The organism is Pseudomonas canadensis (assembly GCF_000503215.1).
In the GTDB taxonomy this organism is placed as follows: Bacteria; Pseudomonadota; Gammaproteobacteria; order Pseudomonadales; family Pseudomonadaceae; genus Aquipseudomonas; species Aquipseudomonas canadensis.
Window position 1 is genome coordinate 285,632 of the sequence record NZ_KI628539.1, and the last position, 17,645, is coordinate 303,276.

The window sequence follows — 17,645 nt, forward strand, 5'->3', positions numbered from 1 at the left end:
ACGTGATGGCAATTCTGAACTTTTATTACTTGTCCTAAGTCCGCCGTGCCGTTAACCTGCGCGGCGGAGAGTCGATTGGACAGTCGCTGCCCTCTATGAAAATTAGGGGGGGGAGGAAAGTCCGGGCTCCATAGGGCGAAGTGCCAGGTAATGCCTGGGAGGCGTGAGCCTACGGAAAGTGCCACAGAAAATAACCGCCTAAGCACTTCGGTGCCGGTAAGGGTGAAAAGGTGCGGTAAGAGCGCACCGCACGACTGGCAACAGTTCGTGGCTAGGTAAACCCCACTTGGAGCAAGACCAAATAGGGTCCCAAGGCGTGGCCCGCGCTGGGACCGGGTAGGTTGCTAAAGATGTCCAGTGATGGCCATCGTAGACGAATGACTGTTCAAGACAGAACCCGGCTTACAGATCGACTCTCCACCTTTTTCCTTCTGTCCGAATCTCGGGCAGAAAACCGGTAGTAACGCAAGAATCCCTCCCTGCCGAATCATTGGCAGATGCGTCTTCGTAATACCAAAAAAATCTTACTCTTAATAAATTACTTTAACTTCGAGCTATAGCTCTTTGAGCTATCTGCGCTTGTTGGACCAAAAACATCGCCGAACTCTGGTTTCTCCTCCCTTTACGCTCCTAAATCTCCGTTCTGTAAGGCTTTTCCTTGAATCCGCGCCTTGACGGTGTGGTGGGCGCATTCCTATAGTGTGCGCAAGTGGCGGAAAGTGGCACAAAGTGGGTTTTTTGAACGTAAAACGCTAAAATTTGGAGAAACGCATCTGTGTTTCGCGGAGCTAACGCTATCAGTCTCGATGCAAAAGGCCGTCTCGCCATGCCGAGCCGGTATCGTGACGAGCTCATTTCGCGAAGTTCCGGACAGTTGATCATCACGATCGATGCCGTTGACCCTTGTTTATGTGTTTACCCCCTCGATGAGTGGGAGTTGATTGAAACCAAATTGCGCGCCTTGCCTTCATTGCGTGAAGAAAACCGCCGCCTGCAGCGTTTGCTGATCGGTAATGCCGTCGACCTCGAGTTGGATGGCAGCGGTCGTTTCCTGGTGCCTCCGCGTCTGCGCGAGTACGCCAAGCTGGACAAGCGCGCAATGCTGGTCGGCCAACTGAACAAGTTCCAATTGTGGGACGAAGATGCCTGGGATGCTGTTTCTGCAGCTGACCTGGCTGCTATTCAACAACCGGGCGCTATGCCTGATGAACTGCGTGATTTGATCCTGTGACTATTGATAGCGGCTTTAACCACATCACCGTACTGCTTGACGAAGCCGTTGAGGCTCTCGCCGTACGCGCGGATGGCTGCTATCTGGACGGTACGTTCGGCAGGGGCGGGCATAGCCGGTTGATACTCAGCCAGCTCGGGTCCGACGGTAAACTCCTCGGGTTCGACAAAGACCCTCAAGCGATTGCCACCGGGCAAGCGCTAGCGGCCGAAGACGGCCGCTTTGTCGTTGTGCAGCGTAGCTTTGCCGAGCTGGGTGCCGAAGTCGCCGAGCGTGGCATGGCGGGCAAGGTGGCCGGGGTTTTGCTCGACTTGGGCGTGTCTTCGCCGCAACTCGACGACCCGGAACGTGGATTCAGTTTCATGAATGACGGCCCGCTCGATATGCGCATGGACCCGACTCGGGGTATCAGCGCAGCGGAGTTCATTGCGACCGCACCCCATGAAGAAATCGCCCGCGTGTTCAAGGAATACGGTGAAGAACGCTTCGCCGGTCGCATGGCCCGTGCCGTGGTCGAACGTCGTGAAATCCAGCCGTTCGAGCGCACCGCTGATCTGGCCGAAGTGCTGAAAGTCGCCAACCCGGCATGGGAAAAAGGCAAGAACCCTGCGACCCGTGCGTTCCAGGGCCTGCGCATTCACGTCAACAACGAATTGGGTGACTTGGAGGCCGGCCTTGAGGCTGCCCTCGAAGCGCTGGAAGTGGGCGGTCGCCTGGTGGTGATCAGCTTCCACTCCCTGGAAGACCGTATCGTCAAACTGTTCATGCGTCGCCTGGTCAAGGGTGAGTCCGACAACCTGCCGCGCAACCTGCCGGTACGTTTCGAAGCCTTTGTGCCGAAAATCAAAATCCATGGCAAAGCGCAGTTCGCTTCCGAAGCCGAACTCAAAGCCAATCCACGTTCCCGCAGCGCCGTCATGCGCGTTGCCGAGAAGTTGCGGTGAGCAAGCTTTTCGCCAAGCCCCTCCCGGGCGGCAGCTTCTTTATGATGCTGCTGTTTGTCGGTGTGTTGGTTTCCGCGATTGCGGTGTCCTACAGCGCCCACTACAACCGTCAATTGCTCAATACCCTGTATGGGGAATTGAGTGTGCGTGACAAAGCGCAGGCGGAGTGGGGGCGGTTGATCCTCGAGCAAAGCACCTGGACGGCCCATAGCCGCATTGAAGTGCTGGCCACCGAGCAGCTGAAAATGCACATTCCTGGCGCGGCTGAAGTCCGCATGGTGGCGCCATGATGAAACTCGAGGGTGCACTCTACCCCTGGCGTTTCCGCCTGATGCTCGGCTTGCTGGCATTGATGGTCGGTGCGATTGCCTGGCGGATCATCGATCTGCAAGTAGTCGACCGTGACTTCCTGATCGGCGAGGGCAACGCCCGTAGCTTGCGTCATATTCCGATTCCTGCACACCGCGGCCTGATCACCGACCGCAACGGCGAGCCCTTGGCCGTTAGTACCCCGGTGACCACCCTGTGGGCGAACGCAAAGGAATTGCAGGTCGCCAAGGATCGTTGGCCGGCCCTTGCCTCTGCGCTGGGACAAGACCCGAAAGCCTTGGCTGAGCGCCTGGAAGCCCAGGCCAATAAAGAGTTTATCTACCTGGTTCGCGGGCTGACCCCTGAACAAGGCCAGCAAGTGCTCGACCTTAAAGTCCCCGGTGTCTACGGCATCGAGGAATTCCGTCGTTTCTACCCGGCCGGTGAAACCACTGCGCATATGGTCGGCTTCACCGACATCGATGATCATGGTCGCGAAGGCGTGGAACTCGCCTACGATGAATGGCTCGCCGGGGTTCCCGGCAAACGACAAGTCATCAAGGATCGGCGCGGCAGACTGATCAAGGATGTCCAAGTCACCAAAAACGCCAAGGCCGGTAAGCCCTTGGCGTTGTCGATTGACCTGCGCCTGCAATACCTGGCCAACCGCGAGCTGCGTAACGCGATCATCGAGAACGGCGCCAAGGCCGGCAGCCTGGTGATCATGGACGTGAAGACCGGCGAGATCCTCGCCATGGTCAACCAGCCGACCTACAACCCCAACAACCGTCGCAACCTGCAACCGGCGATGATGCGCAACCGCGCGATGATCGACGTGTTCGAACCGGGTTCGACCATGAAAGCCATCTCCATGAGTGCCGCCCTCGAAACCGGACGCTGGAAGCCCAGCGACAAGGTCGAGGTGTATCCAGGCACTTTGCAGTTGGGCAAATACACCATTCGTGACGTGTCGCGCACCGAAGGTCCGGTGCTGGATTTGACAGGTATCCTGATCAACTCCAGTAACGTGGGCATGAGTAAGGTCGCCTTCGATATCGGTGGCGAAACCATCTACCACCTGGCGCAGAAGATCGGTCTGGGCCAGCCCACTGGCCTCGATTTCCCAGGCGAGCGCGTGGGCAACCTGCCGAACTATCGCGACTGGAAAAAGGCCGAGACCGCCACGCTTTCCTACGGCTACGGCTTGTCGGTAACGGCGATCCAGCTGGCCCACGCTTTCTCTGTATTGGCGAATAATGGCCGGATGGTTCCCCTGAGCCTTATCCATGTCGACGAAGCGCCGAAAGCCACCCAGGTGATCCCGGAAAACGTCGCCAAGACCATGCAAGGCATGCTGCAACAAGTGATCGAAGCACCGCGTGGCGTATTCCGTGCCCAGGTGCCGGCGTACCACGTGGCCGGCAAGTCAGGTACCGCGCGTAAAACCTCGGTGGGCACCAAGGGCTACGCCGAAAACTCCTACCGTTCGCTGTTCGCAGGTTTCGGCCCGATGAGCGATCCACGCTACGCCATCGTCGTTGTGATCGATGAGCCGAGCAAAGCCGGTTACTTCGGTGGCCTGGTATCGGCGCCGGTGTTCAGCAAAGTGATGTCCGGCACCCTGCGTCTGATGAACATCACGCCGGATAACCTGCCGCCGACGCAACAAGCGAACGCCGGACCACCGGCTGCTGCCGTAAAAGCCAATGGAGGGCGCGGCTGATGTCTCTTAGCCTGAACAAGATTTTTGCCCACGCCGGTCGCGATCTGCTGATTCGCGAATTGAGTCTGGATAGCCGCAATGTGCGTGCCGGTGACCTGTTCCTGGCCGTGCCTGGCGGTAAATTCGATGGCCGTGCGCACATCGCCGACGCGTTGCAACGCGGAGCGGCTGCCGTGGCCTATGAAGTGGAAGGCGCCACTGTGCTGCCGATTACTGATGTTCCGTTGATTCCAGTCAAAGGTCTGGCCAAGCAGCTCTCGGACATCGCCGGGCGTTTTTATGGTGAGCCGAGTCGACACGTCAATCTGGTCGGCGTCACCGGGACTAACGGCAAGACCAGCGTGACCCAACTGATCGCCCAGGCACTTGACCTGCTGGGTCAGCATTGCGGCATCGTCGGCACACTGGGCACCGGTTTCTACGGCGCGCTGCAAAGCGGCCTGCACACCACGCCGAACCCAATCGCCGTGCAAGCGACCCTGGCCGACCTGAAAAAGGCCGGCGCCAAGGCGGTTGCCATGGAAGTGTCGTCCCACGGTTTGCATCAAGGCCGCGTTGCTGCGCTGGCGTTTGATGTGGCGGTGATGACCAACCTGTCCCGTGATCACCTTGATTACCACGGCACCATGGAAGCCTACGCTGCCGAGAAGGCCAAGCTGTTTGCCTGGAACGACCTCAAGTGCCGGGTGGTAAACCTGGATGACGAGTTTGGCCGTCAACTGGCTGCCGAAGAGCGTGAATCGCGCCTGATCAGCTACAGCCTGGAAGACGCCAGCGCGTACCTGTATTGCCGCGAAGCCCACTTCAACGACGAAGGTGTGCGCGCCACACTGGTGACGCCGCAGGGCGAGCATCATTTGCGCAGCAGCCTGCTCGGTCGCTTCAACCTGAGCAACACCTTGGCGGCAGTTGGTGCATTGCTCGGCCTGGATTACGCCCTCGACGAAATCCTGCGTGTACTGCCGAAGCTGGAAGGCCCGGTCGGTCGCATGCAGCGCCTGGGTGGCGGCAAGCAGCCGTTGGTAGTAGTCGATTACGCCCACACGCCGGATGCCCTGGAAAAAGTCCTGGTTGCCCTACGCCCACATGCCAAGGGCAAGCTGCTGTGCCTGTTCGGTTGCGGCGGTGATCGTGATCGCGGCAAACGTCCGCTGATGGCCGAGATCGTCGAGCGCCTGGCCGATGGCGTGCTCGTCACCGACGACAATCCGCGCAGCGAAGACCCGAGCCAGATTTTCGACGACATCCGTGTCGGCTTCAAAGACGTGTCCAAGGCCTCGTTTGTCGCCGGCCGCGGCGCCGCCATCGCCCAATTGATCGCCAGCGCCGGTGCTGACGACGTGGTGGTGTTGGCCGGTAAAGGTCACGAGGACTATCAGGAAATCAACGGCGAGCGCCACGCCTTCTCCGATCTGGTCGAGGCCGATCACGCCTTGACCGCCTGGGAGGTCGCCCATGCTTAAAGCGATGACATTCAGCGAACTGACCCAGGCCCTGTCGGCCCGAGTGTTGTCGAGCGATTGCAGTTTCGACGGCGTCAGTATCGACAGCCGCGTCATCAAGCCTGGGCAATTGTTTGTTGCCCTGGCTGGCCCGCGTTTCGATGGTCACGACTACCTGAATGACGTCGCTGCCAAAGGTGCCGTCGGTGCGTTGGTGCAGCGCGAAGTGCCTGATTCGACGTTGCCGCAGTTGCTGGTCGCCGACACACGTCTGGCGCTGGGCCAACTGGGTGCGCTGAACCGTGCGGCCTTTGACAAGCCCGTTGCAGCCGTCACCGGCTCCAGCGGCAAGACCACGGTCAAGGAACTGCTCGCCGGCGTGTTGCGTACGCGCGGCCCGGTCCTCGCGACCCGTGGCAACCTGAACAATGATTTCGGCGCTCCGCTGACCCTGCTTGAACTGGCCCCGGAACATACGGCGGCCGTGATCGAACTGGGCGCGTCGCGCGTCGGCGAAATCGCCTACACCGTGGCGCTGACCAAGCCCCACGTGGCGATCATCAATAACGCCGGTACCGCCCACGTTGGCGAGTTCGGTGGCCCGGAGAAAATCGTCGAAGCCAAGGGCGAAATCCTTGAAGGCCTTGATGCATCGGGCACTGCTGTCTTGAATCTCGACGACAAGGCCTTCGAAACCTGGCGTGTGCGTGCCGCCGGTCGCAAGGTCCTGACGTTTGCCGTGCTCAATGCCGCGGCTGATTTCCATGCCTCGAACATTACCGTTGATGCGCGTGGCTGCCCGTCCTTTACCTTGCATACCCCGCAAGGCAACCAACACGTGCAACTGAATTTGCTGGGCAACCACAACGTCGCCAATGCCTTGGCCGCCGCCGCAGCCGCTTACGCCCTGGGCGTGTCGCTGTTCGGTATCGCCACGGGTTTGGGCGCGGTGCAGCCGGTCAAAGGGCGCACCGTGGCGCAGTTGGCCAGCAACGGCATGCGCGTGATCGACGACACCTATAACGCCAACCAGTCCTCCATCTGCGCCGCCATCGACCTGCTCAAAAGCTTCGACGGCCGCAAGGTTTTGGTGCTGGGTGATATCGCCGAACTGGGCGAGTGGGCCGAACAGTCCCACCGCGACGTCGGCGCCTACGCCGCTGGCAAAGTCGACGCGCTGTACGCCGTCGGCCCGCACATGGCGCACGCCGTCAGCGTATTCGGCCCTGGCGCCCGTCATTTTGCAACCCAGGCCGAGCTGATCCAGGCGCTGACGGCGGCTGAACACGACAAACACACAACCATTTTGATCAAGGGATCGCGCAGCGCGGTGATGGAAAACGTCGTCGCGGCCTTGTGTGGCTCAAGTACGGAGAAACATTAATGCTGCTGCTGCTGGCTGAGTATCTGCAACAGTTCCACAAAGGCTTCGCGGTCTTTCAGTACCTGACCCTGCGCGGGATCCTGGGTGTGCTGACCGCGCTGTGTTTGTCGCTGTTCCTGGGGCCGTGGATGATCCGCACCCTGCAGAACCTGCAAATTGGTCAATCGGTTCGTAATGACGGCCCGCAGTCGCACCTGTCCAAATCCGGCACCCCGACCATGGGCGGCGCGCTGATCCTGTCGTCCATCGGAATCAGCACCCTGTTGTGGGCCGATCTGCATAACCGCTATGTGTGGACGGTGTTATTGGTGACCTTGCTGTTCGGTGCTATCGGCTGGGTAGATGACTACCGCAAGGTGATCGAGAAGAACTCGAAAGGCCTGCCAAGTCGCTGGAAGTATTTCTGGCAGTCGGTGTTTGGCCTCGGCGCTGCGATATTCCTCTACACCACTGCGCCAAGCGCGGTCGAAACCACCTTGATCATCCCGATGCTCAAGGACGCCAGCATTCCCCTGGGCGTCGGCTTCGTGGTGCTGACCTACTTCGTGATCGTCGGCTCCAGCAACGCGGTCAATCTGACCGATGGCCTCGACGGTCTGGCAATCATGCCGACGGTGATGGTGGGCGGTGCACTCGGCATCTTCTGCTACCTGTCGGGTAACGTGAAATTCGCTGAATACCTGCTGATCCCTTATGTACCGGGCGCGGGTGAATTGATCGTGTTCTGCGGCGCGCTGATCGGTGCAGGCCTGGGCTTCCTGTGGTTCAACACGTATCCCGCACAAGTCTTCATGGGTGACGTCGGCGCACTGGCGCTGGGCGCAGCCCTTGGCACTATTGCCGTGATCGTTCGCCAGGAAATCGTGCTGTTCATCATGGGCGGTGTGTTCGTGATGGAAACCCTGTCGGTGGTCATCCAGGTGGCGTCCTTCAAGTTGACCGGGCGCCGCGTGTTCCGTATGGCGCCGATTCACCACCACTTTGAACTCAAGGGCTGGCCCGAGCCACGCGTGATCGTCCGCTTCTGGATCATCACCGTGATTCTGGTGCTGATCGGCCTTGCCACCCTGAAACTGAGGTAGAAACGAGTGTCCCTGATCGCTTCAGACCACTTCCGCATCGTTGTCGGCCTCGGCAAGAGCGGCATGTCCCTGGTTCGCTTCCTGGCGAACCGGGGCAAGCCGTTTGCCGTGGCCGACACGCGGGAAAATCCACCGGAGCTGGTCACGCTGCGCCGTGACTACCCGCACGTGGAAGTGCGTTGTGGCGAGTTGGATGTCGAGTTTCTGTGCCGCGCCGACGAGCTCTACGTGAGCCCCGGCTTGGCCATCGCGACCCCGGCCCTGCAAGCCGCCGCCGCCCGTGGCGTGAAGCTGTCCGGCGACATCGACCTGTTCGCGCGTAACGCGCAGGCGCCGATCGTGGCTATCAGCGGTTCCAACGCGAAAAGCACCGTGACCACCCTGGTCGGCGAGATGGCGGCTGCGGCTGGCAAGCGCGTCGCCGTGGGCGGCAACCTCGGCACCCCGGCGCTGGACCTGCTCAGCGACGATGTCGAGCTGTATGTGATGGAGCTGTCGAGCTTCCAGCTGGAAACCACCCACGATCTCGGTGCCGAAGTGGCGACTGTATTGAACGTGAGTGAAGACCACATGGACCGCTACAGCGGCCTGCCGGCCTATCACTTGGCCAAGCACCGGATCTTCCGTGGCGCCAAGCAAGTGGTGGTCAACCGTCAGGACGCGTTGAGCCGTCCGCTGATGGGCGAAGGCCTGCCATGCTGGACCTTCGGCCTGAGCAAACCTGATTTCAAAGCCTTCGGCATTCGCGAAGAGAACGGCGAGAAATACCTGGCCTTCGAATTCCAGAACCTGATGCCGGTGCGCGAGCTGAAAATCCGTGGCGCCCATAACCAATCCAACGCCCTGGCAGCTCTGGCGCTGGGCCATGCTGTCGGGCTGCCGTTCGACGCCATGCTGTCGGCCCTGCGTACTTTCGGCGGCCTGGAGCATCGCTGCCAGTGGGTGCGCGATCTCGACGGCGTCAGCTATTACAACGATTCCAAGGCCACCAACGTCGGTGCTGCCCTGGCGGCTATTGAAGGCCTTGGCGCCGATATCGAAGGCAAGCTGGTGCTGATCGCCGGTGGCGACGGCAAGGGCGCAGACTTCAAGGACCTTAAAGGCCCGGTCGCCGAGCATTGCCGCGCCGTGGTGCTGATGGGCCGCGACTCCGATTTGATCGCCGCCGCCCTTGGCGATGCCGTGCCGCAAGTGCGCGCTACCTCCCTGGACGATGCCATCGCGCAATGCAAAGCCCTGGCCCAGCCGGGCGATGCGGTGCTGCTGTCGCCGGCGTGCGCCAGTTTCGACATGTTCAAGAACTACGAAGAGCGCGGCCAGCTGTTCGCCCGCGCCGTGGAGGCCTTGGCATGAGTATCAACTTTCGGAACATCATCAAGCCGTACCCGTCGCCGATCATCACTGGGCGCGGTGTCGACCTCGATTTCCCGATGCTCGCCGGTTGCCTGGCGTTGCTCGGCCTGGGCTTGGTGATGATCACGTCGGCGTCGTCCGAAGTGGCGGCCGTGCAGTCGGGCAACACTCTGTACATGATGATCCGTCACCTGGTGTACCTGGTGATCGGCCTTGGCGCGTGCATCGTCACCATGATGATCCCGATCGCCACCTGGCAACGCCTGGGTTGGCTGATGCTGATCGGTGCGTTCGGCTTGCTGATCATGGTGATCCTGCCCGGCATCGGCCGGGAGGTGAACGGTTCGATGCGCTGGATCGGCTTCGGCGCGTTCAACGTGCAGCCGTCGGAAATCGCCAAGGTGTTCGTGGTGATCTACCTGGCCGGTTATCTGGTGCGTCGCCAGAAAGAAGTGCGCGAAAGCTGGATGGGCTTCTTCAAGCCGTTCATCGTACTGTTGCCGATGGCCGGCCTGTTGCTGATGGAGCCCGACTTCGGTGCCACCGTCGTGATGATGGGGGCGGCAGCGGCGATGCTGTTCCTTGGCGGCGTGGGGCTGTTCCGCTTCACCTTGATGGTGGTGCTGGCCGTGGCGGCCGTGACCATTCTGGTGCAGGCGCAACCCTACCGGATGGCGCGTCTGATTACCTTTACCGACCCGTGGTCCGACCAGTTCGGTTCCGGCTACCAGTTGACCCAGGCGCTGATCGCCTTCGGTCGCGGCGAGTGGCTCGGCGTGGGCCTGGGCAACAGCGTGCAGAAGCAGTTCTACCTGCCGGAAGCGCACACCGACTTCGTGTTCTCGGTGCTCGCCGAAGAGCTCGGCGTGGTCGGTTCGCTGTGCACCGTCGCATTGTTCGTGTTCGTGTGTGTGCGCGGCATGTACATCGGCCTGTGGGCCGAGAAGGCCAAACAGTATTTCGCTGCTTATGTGGCGTACGGCTTGTCGTTCCTTTGGATCGGCCAGTTCCTGATCAACATCGGTGTGAACGTCGGCCTGCTGCCGACCAAGGGCCTGACCTTGCCGTTCCTCAGTTACGGCGGCAGTTCGTTGGTGATCTGCTGCGCGTGCCTGGGCTTGTTGCTGCGCATCGAGTGGGAGAGTCGAACCCACCTGGGCAGCGAAGAGATGGAATTCAGCGAAAGCGATTTTGCCGAGGAGCCAACCCATGGGCGCTAACGTGCTGATCATGGCAGGCGGCACCGGGGGCCATGTGTTCCCGGCCCTGGCTTGCGCACGCGAATTCCAGAACCGTGGCTACACCGTGCACTGGTTGGGCACGCCGCGTGGCATCGAAAACGAACTGGTACCGAATGCCGGTTTGCCGCTGCACCTGATCAACGTCACGGGCCTGCGTGGCAAGAGCAAATTGTCCCTGCTCAAGGCGCCGTTCGTGTTGCTCAAGGCGGTATGGCAGGCGAGCAAGGTTATTCGTGATTTGAAACCAGTGTGTGTGCTCGGTTTTGGTGGGTATGTGACCGGTCCTGGTGGCGTCGCCGCCAAGCTCGCTGGTGTGCCGGTGATCGTGCATGAGCAGAACGCCGTCGCCGGCACCGCCAACCGCCTGCTGGTGCCATTGGCCGCTCGGGTGTGTGAAGCGTTCCCGAAAACTTTTGGCGCCTCGGACAAGCTACGTACCACCGGCAATCCGGTGCGCACTGAACTGTTCATGGACATCGCCCGTGAAGCACTGCAAGGGCGCAAGCCGCACCTGCTGGTCATGGGCGGCAGCCTGGGCTCCGAGCCGTTGAACAAACTGCTGCCGGAAGCCCTGGCGCAACTCCCCGTGGAATTGCGTCCGGAGGTCTTCCATCAGGCCGGCAAAGATCACGGTGAAGTCACCGCCACGCGTTATCGCGAAGCCGGTGTTGAGGCGAACGTACAGCCTTTCATCAAAGACATGGCCCACGCCTATGGCTGGGCCGACCTGGTGGTCTGCCGCTCCGGTGCGCTGACCGTCAGTGAACTGGCTGCCGCCGGTCTGCCGTCCTTGCTGGTGCCTTTGCCCCACGCGATCGACGATCACCAGACCCGCAATGCCGAATATTTGGCCGGGGAGGGCGCTGCCTTCCTGCTGCCGCAAAGAACGACTGGCGCCGCCGATTTGGCCGCACGCCTGACTGAGGTTTTGATGCAACCGGAACGACTCAATAGCATGGCGAGCACCGCAAGCCGCCTGGCCAAACCTGATGCAACCCGCACCGTGGTCGATATCTGCCTGGAGGTGGCCCATGGTTGAGAATCAGAAAGCCATGCCGCAACCGGAAATGCGCCGCATCCGTCGTATCCACTTCGTCGGTATCGGCGGCGTGGGCATGTGCGGTATTGCCGAAGTGTTGCTGAACCTGGGCTACCAGGTGTCCGGCTCCGACTTGAAAGAGTCGCCGGTCACCGATCGCCTGAAAACCTTCGGCGCGCAGATCTTCATCGGCCACCGCGCTGAGAACGCCTCCGAGGCTGACGTGCTGGTGGTGTCCAGCGCCGTCAACACCTCCAACCCGGAAGTGGCCACTGCCCTTGAGCGCCGCATTCCCGTGGTGCCACGCGCCGAGATGCTGGCTGAGCTGATGCGTTATCGCCACGGCATCGCCGTCGCCGGTACTCACGGCAAAACCACCACCACCAGCCTGATCGCCTCGGTGTTCGCGGCCGGTGGCCTGGACCCGACGTTCGTCATCGGTGGCCGCCTGAATGCAGCCGGCACCAATGCACAATTGGGCACCAGCCGTTACCTGATCGCCGAAGCCGATGAAAGTGACGCGAGCTTCCTGCACCTGCAACCGCTGGTCGCTGTCGTCACCAACATCGACGAAGATCACATGGCGACCTACGACGGTGACTTCAACAAGTTGAAGAAAACCTTCGTCGATTTCCTGCATAACCTGCCGTTCTACGGCCTGGCCGTGGTGTGCCTGGACGATCCGGTGGTGCGTGAAATCCTGCCATTGGTCAAACGTCCGACCGTGACCTACGGCTTCAGCGAAGACGCCGACGTGCGCGCCATCAATGTGCGACAGGAAGGCATGCAAACCTTCTTCACCGTGCTGCGTCCGGAGCGCGAGCCGCTGGATGTCTCGGTGAACATGCCAGGCAACCACAACGTCCTCAATTCCTTGGCGACTATTTGCATCGCCACCGACGAAGGCGTCAGTGATGAGGCCATCGTCGAAGGCCTGTCGCGCTTTGCCGGCGTGGGCCGTCGCTTCCAGGTCTACGGCCAGTTGCCGGTAGAAGGCGGTGACGTGATGCTGGTGGACGACTACGGTCATCACCCGACCGAAGTTGCCGCCGTGATCAAGGCCGTGCGCGGTGGCTGGCCGGAGCGCCGTCTGGTGATGGTGTACCAGCCACACCGCTATAGCCGTACCCGCGACCTGTACGACGATTTCGTCAATGTATTGGCCGATGCCAACGTGCTGTTGCTGATGGAGGTGTACCCGGCCGGTGAAGAACCGATCCCTGGCGCCGACAGCCGCAAGCTGTGCAACAGCATCCGTCAGCGTGGCCAGTTGGACCCGATCTACATCGAGCGTGGTGTAGACCTGGCGCCGATCGTCAAGCCGCTGCTGCGGGCCGGTGACATTTTGCTGTGCCAGGGTGCCGGTGACATTGGTGGCCTTGCCCCTAAATTACTGGCGAGCCCGCTGTTTGCCGCCGCGAAGGGGAAGTCGAAATGATCAACGACTACGGCTCCCTGTTTTCCACAATCGCACCCGCTGACTTCGGTCGCGTGGCGGTGTTGTTCGGCGGCAAAAGCGCTGAACGTGAAGTGTCGCTCAAGTCCGGCAACGCTGTGCTCGAAGCCCTGCAAAGCGCCGGCGTGAACGCCTTCGGCATCGACGTGGGCGATGACTTCCTCGCTCGCCTTCTGGCCGAGAAGATCGATCACGCCTTCATCATCCTCCACGGCCGTGGCGGTGAAGACGGCAGCATGCAAGGCCTGTTGGAGTGCGCCGGCATCCCTTACACCGGCAGCGGCATCCTTGCCTCCGCGCTGGCGATGGACAAGTTGCGCACCAAGCAGGTGTGGCACAGCCTGGGCATTCCAACCCCGCGTCACAGCGTTCTGTGCAGCGAAGACGATTGTATTTCTGCAGCCAAGGAACTGGGCCTGCCTTTGATCGTCAAACCTGCCCATGAAGGCTCCAGTATCGGCATGGCTAAAGTGAACTCGGCCGCCGAATTGATCGACGCATGGAAAGCGGCAAGTACCTACGATTCGCAAGTGTTGGTGGAACAGTGGATTTCCGGTCCCGAGTACACCATCGCCACCCTGCGTGGTCAGGTTTTGCCGCCTATCGCATTGGGCACGCCCCACACCTTTTACGACTACGACGCCAAGTACCTGGCTTCCGATACCCAGTACCGGATCCCGTGCGGCCTTGACGCAAGCAAAGAACAGGAATTGATGGACCTCACGGCGAAAGCCTGTGAGGCGCTGGGTATCGCCGGCTGGGCGCGCGCAGACGTGATGCAGGATGACCAAGGGAATTTCTGGTTCCTGGAAGTCAACACCGCACCGGGCATGACCGACCACAGCCTGGTACCTATGGCAGCCCGTGCGGCCGGTTTGGACTTCCAGCAGTTAGTGCTGGCGATCCTGGCCGACAGCATTGAGCCAAGAGGCTAAGGACATGAAAGGCGCATCGCTTCGTCATCAGCCCCCACAAGCACCGAGCCGCAAGCCGGTGCCACGGGGTGCCAGCCGAATGGTGGCTAAAGAGCCGATGTCGGCGCGCCTGCCGAAAGCCAACTTTGGTTTCCTCAAGGCGCTGTTCTGGCCGGTGTTGCTGGTGGTGCTGGGCTTCGGAACCTACGAAGGCGCGCAGCGTCTGTTGCCGTATGCCGACCGGCCGATCACCAAGATCAGCGTGCAGGGCGACTTGAGCTACATCAGCCAGCAAGCGGTACAGCAGCGCATTGGCCCGTACCTGGCGGCGAGCTTCTTTACCATCGACCTGGCCGGTATGCGCGCGGAGCTGGAACAGATGCCGTGGATCGCCCACGCCGAAGTCCGCCGCGTATGGCCGGACCAAGTGACGATCCGTCTGGAAGAACAACTGCCCGTGGCCCGTTGGGGCGACGAAGCGCTGTTGAACAACCAGGGCCAGGCGTTCACCCCGCGTGAGCTGGCGAACTACGAGCACCTGCCGCAGCTGTTCGGGCCGCAGCGGGCGCAGCAACAAGTGATGCAGCAGTACCAGGCCTTGAGCCAGATGCTGCGGCCAATGGGCTTCTCCATTGCACGCCTGGAACTGCGTGAACGGGGTAGCTGGTTTTTGACGACCGGGGCAGGCAGTTCCGGCCCGGGCATCCAGTTGTTGCTGGGACGCGACCGCTTGGTGGAAAAGATGCGCCGCTTCATTGCCATCTATGACAAGACCTTGAAAGAACAGATTACGAACATTGCGAGCGTCGACCTGCGTTACGCCAACGGCCTTGCCGTCGGCTGGCGTGAACCGGCTGCGCCCACGGCAGCGCAACCCGCTGTCGCGAAGAATTAAGAAGAGGCAGGACCCATGGCAAACGTGCAAAGCGGCAAAATGATCGTCGGTCTCGACATCGGCACCTCCAAAGTGGTGGCGCTGGTGGGCGAGGTCGGGGAAGACGGCGTCATCGAAATCGTCGGTATTGGCACGCATCCGTCCCGGGGCCTGAAGAAGGGCGTGGTGGTGAACATCGAGTCCACCGTGCAATCGATCCAGCGCGCCATCGAAGAAGCGCAGCTGATGGCCGGTTGCCGGATCCACTCGGCATTCGTTGGCGTGGCGGGCAACCATATCCGCAGCCTGAACTCCCACGGCATCGTGGCAATCCGCGACCGCGAAGTCAGCTCCGCCGACCTTGAGCGCGTACTTGACGCTGCCCAGGCCGTGGCGATCCCGGCTGACCAGCGCGTGTTGCACACGCTGCCCCAGGACTACGTGATCGACAACCAGGAAGGCGTTCGTGAGCCGCTGGGCATGTCCGGCGTACGTCTGGAAGCCAAGGTCCACGTGGTGACCTGCGCCGTCAACGCCGCACAGAACATTGAAAAATGCGTGCGCCGCTGCGGCCTGGAAATCGACGACATCATTCTTGAGCAGTTGGCCTCGGCCTATTCGGTACTCACCGACGACGAGAAAGAGCTGGGCGTGTGCCTGGTCGACATCGGCGGCGGCACCACCGACATCGCGATCTTCACCGAGGGTGCGATCCGTCACACCGCCGTGATCCCGATTGCCGGCGACCAAGTGACCAACGACATCGCCATGGCGCTGCGTACACCGACTCAGTACGCCGAAGAAATCAAGATTCGCTACGCCTGCGCCCTGGCCAAACTGGCCGGTGCCGGCGAGACCATCAAGGTGCCGAGCGTGGGCGATCGTCCACCGCGCGAACTGTCGCGCCAGGCTCTGGCCGAAGTGGTCGAGCCACGCTACGACGAACTGTTCACCCTGATCCAGGCGGAACTGCGTCGCAGCGGCTACGAAGATTTGATCCCGGCCGGCATCGTGCTGACCGGTGGCACCTCGAAGATGGAAGGCGCGGTCGAACTGGCCGAGGAAATCTTCCACATGCCAGTCCGCCTGGGCGTGCCCCATGGCGTCAAAGGCTTGGGCGACGTAGTACGCAACCCGATTTATTCCACCGGTGTGGGCTTGCTGTTGTACGGGCTGCAAAAGCAGACCGACGGCATTTCCCTGTCGGGCCCGAGTAACCGTGACAGCTACCGCAGCGACGACGAGGCGAAAGCGCCGTTGTTCGAGCGTTTGCAGGCATGGGTCAAAGGCAATTTTTAAGATTTACCGCGACACCGTTGTAAGCAGTAGGCGAAAAAACTAGAGAAAACGAAAGGAGAGGGAACATGTTCGAACTCGTAGACAACATCCCCGCAAGCCCGGTTATCAAAGTAATCGGTGTCGGCGGTGGCGGCGGCAACGCTGTCAACCACATGGTCAAGAGCAACATTGAAGGCGTTGAATTCATCTGCGCCAACACTGATGCCCAGGCGCTGAAAAGCATCGGCGCGCGGACCATCCTGCAATTGGGCACAGCGGTGACCAAGGGCCTCGGCGCTGGCGCCAACCCGGAAGTCGGCCGTCAAGCCGCGCTGGAAGACCGCGAGCGTATTGCTGAAGTGCTGCAAGGCACCAACATGGTGTTCATCACCACCGGCATGGGCGGCGGTACCGGTACCGGTGCTGCGCCGATCATTGCCGAAGTGGCCAAGGAAATGGGGATTCTGACGGTCGCTGTCGTGACCCGTCCGTTCCCGTTCGAAGGCCGCAAGCGCATGCAGATCGCCGACGAAGGTATCCGTCTGCTGTCTGAAAGCGTCGACTCGTTGATCACCATCCCCAACGAGAAACTGCTGACTATCCTGGGCAAGGACGCAAGCCTGCTGTCCGCGTTCGCCAAGGCTGACGATGTACTGGCCGGTGCCGTTCGCGGTATCTCCGACATCATCAAGCGCCCAGGCATGATCAACGTCGACTTTGCCGACGTACGCACCGTGATGAGCGAAATGGGCATGGCGATGATGGGCACTGGCTGCGCCAGCGGTCCGAACCGTGCGCGTGAAGCCACCGAAGCGGCCATCCGCAACCCGTTGCTGGAAGACGTGAACCTGCAAGGTGCACGCGGCATCCTGGTGAACATCACCGCCGGTCCTGACCTGTCCCTGGGTGAGTACTCCGACGTGGGTAGCATCATCGAAGCCTTCGCTTCCGAGCACGCGATGGTCAAAGTCGGTACCGTGATCGATCCGGACATGCGCGACGAGCTGCATGTAACCGTGGTTGCGACCGGCCTGGGTGCAAAAATCGAGAAGCCTGTGAAGGTCATCGACAACACCCTGCATAACAGCCAAGCCAGCCACGCCAGCCAAGCGGCTGCCGCTCCAGCGCCTTCGCGCCAGGAACTGCCGTCGGTGAACTACCGTGATCTGGACCGTCCGACCGTGATGCGCAACCAGGCTCAGGCCGGTGCTGCGGCGTCCCGTAGCCCGAATCCGCAAGATGACCTGGACTACCTGGACATCCCGGCATTCTTGCGTCGTCAGGCCGATTAATGGAATGTATCAGGGCTATGAAGGTGATTGGTGTTCAGCAAAGGTCTGGTCTGCTATTATCGCCAGCCTTTGTTGATACCAGT

Annotated in this window: 15 protein-coding genes and 1 other RNA gene; all 16 read left to right on the plus strand. The window is 61.0% G+C overall.

Features of this window, described 5'->3' with window-relative positions; translation table 11 throughout:
- The first annotated feature begins 67 nt into the window (after positions 1 to 67).
- The 16 genes from rnpB to ftsZ all read left to right on the plus strand — a co-directional run bounded on the left by rnpB (position 68) and on the right by ftsZ (position 17,562).
- Positions 68 to 421: RNase P RNA component class A (rnpB, locus tag U367_RS1000000130560), an RNA gene on the plus strand.
- A 354-nt stretch (positions 422 to 775) separates the two neighbouring features.
- On the plus strand, positions 776 to 1,231 hold the full coding sequence (mraZ, locus tag U367_RS0124080) for a division/cell wall cluster transcriptional repressor MraZ (RefSeq protein WP_003171868.1): 456 nt from the start codon (positions 776 to 778) through the stop codon (positions 1,229 to 1,231).
- A complete protein-coding gene (gene rsmH, locus U367_RS0124085; RefSeq protein ID WP_028618890.1) occupies positions 1,228 to 2,175 on the plus strand; it encodes a 16S rRNA (cytosine(1402)-N(4))-methyltransferase RsmH in 948 nt (315 codons plus the stop codon). The genes mraZ and rsmH overlap by 4 nt, the downstream gene beginning before the upstream one ends.
- The gene (gene ftsL, locus U367_RS0124090) at positions 2,172 to 2,465 is read left to right on the plus strand and encodes a cell division protein FtsL (RefSeq protein WP_016974953.1); all 294 of its coding nucleotides are present in this window, start codon (positions 2,172 to 2,174) and stop codon (positions 2,463 to 2,465) included. Before rsmH ends, ftsL begins: the two co-directional genes overlap by 4 nt.
- Positions 2,465 to 4,207, plus strand: a complete 1,743-nt coding sequence (locus U367_RS0124095) for a peptidoglycan D,D-transpeptidase FtsI family protein (RefSeq protein WP_017738701.1) — start codon at positions 2,465 to 2,467, stop codon at positions 4,205 to 4,207. Before ftsL ends, U367_RS0124095 begins: the two co-directional genes overlap by 1 nt.
- Positions 4,207 to 5,670 (plus strand): UDP-N-acetylmuramoyl-L-alanyl-D-glutamate--2,6-diaminopimelate ligase, encoded by a 1,464-nt coding sequence (locus U367_RS0124100; protein ID WP_028618891.1) that lies wholly within the window; start codon positions 4,207 to 4,209, stop codon positions 5,668 to 5,670. Before U367_RS0124095 ends, U367_RS0124100 begins: the two co-directional genes overlap by 1 nt.
- On the plus strand, positions 5,663 to 7,033 hold the full coding sequence (locus U367_RS0124105) for a UDP-N-acetylmuramoyl-tripeptide--D-alanyl-D-alanine ligase (RefSeq protein ID WP_028618892.1): 1,371 nt from the start codon (positions 5,663 to 5,665) through the stop codon (positions 7,031 to 7,033). Before U367_RS0124100 ends, U367_RS0124105 begins: the two co-directional genes overlap by 8 nt.
- Entirely contained in the window at positions 7,033 to 8,115 is a 1,083-nt protein-coding gene (gene mraY / locus U367_RS0124110) for a phospho-N-acetylmuramoyl-pentapeptide-transferase (protein ID WP_028618893.1), read from the plus strand. The genes U367_RS0124105 and mraY overlap by 1 nt, the downstream gene beginning before the upstream one ends.
- A gap of 6 nt (positions 8,116 to 8,121) precedes the next feature.
- The gene (gene murD, locus U367_RS0124115) at positions 8,122 to 9,468 is read left to right on the plus strand and encodes a UDP-N-acetylmuramoyl-L-alanine--D-glutamate ligase (protein WP_028618894.1); all 1,347 of its coding nucleotides are present in this window, start codon (positions 8,122 to 8,124) and stop codon (positions 9,466 to 9,468) included.
- Positions 9,465 to 10,688, plus strand: a complete 1,224-nt coding sequence (ftsW, locus tag U367_RS0124120) for a putative lipid II flippase FtsW (RefSeq protein ID WP_032864492.1) — start codon at positions 9,465 to 9,467, stop codon at positions 10,686 to 10,688. Before murD ends, ftsW begins: the two co-directional genes overlap by 4 nt.
- The gene (gene murG / locus U367_RS0124125) at positions 10,678 to 11,748 is read left to right on the plus strand and encodes an undecaprenyldiphospho-muramoylpentapeptide beta-N-acetylglucosaminyltransferase (RefSeq protein ID WP_028618896.1); all 1,071 of its coding nucleotides are present in this window, start codon (positions 10,678 to 10,680) and stop codon (positions 11,746 to 11,748) included. Before ftsW ends, murG begins: the two co-directional genes overlap by 11 nt.
- Positions 11,741 to 13,186 (plus strand): UDP-N-acetylmuramate--L-alanine ligase, encoded by a 1,446-nt coding sequence (gene murC, locus U367_RS0124130; protein ID WP_028618897.1) that lies wholly within the window; start codon positions 11,741 to 11,743, stop codon positions 13,184 to 13,186. Before murG ends, murC begins: the two co-directional genes overlap by 8 nt.
- Positions 13,183 to 14,139: a D-alanine--D-alanine ligase gene (locus U367_RS0124135; protein WP_028618898.1), complete on the plus strand. Its 957-nt coding sequence runs from the start codon at positions 13,183 to 13,185 to the stop codon at positions 14,137 to 14,139. Before murC ends, U367_RS0124135 begins: the two co-directional genes overlap by 4 nt.
- Before the next feature lie 4 nt (positions 14,140 to 14,143).
- Positions 14,144 to 15,013: a cell division protein FtsQ/DivIB gene (locus U367_RS0124140; RefSeq protein ID WP_016974963.1), complete on the plus strand. Its 870-nt coding sequence runs from the start codon at positions 14,144 to 14,146 to the stop codon at positions 15,011 to 15,013.
- Between the two features lie 15 nt (positions 15,014 to 15,028).
- Positions 15,029 to 16,291, plus strand: coding sequence for a cell division protein FtsA (ftsA, locus tag U367_RS0124145; protein WP_010213031.1), 1,263 nt, complete (start codon positions 15,029 to 15,031; stop codon positions 16,289 to 16,291).
- Between the two features lie 65 nt (positions 16,292 to 16,356).
- Positions 16,357 to 17,562 (plus strand): cell division protein FtsZ, encoded by a 1,206-nt coding sequence (gene ftsZ / locus U367_RS0124150; RefSeq protein ID WP_017526184.1) that lies wholly within the window; start codon positions 16,357 to 16,359, stop codon positions 17,560 to 17,562.
- The last annotated feature ends 83 nt before the right edge of the window (positions 17,563 to 17,645 follow it).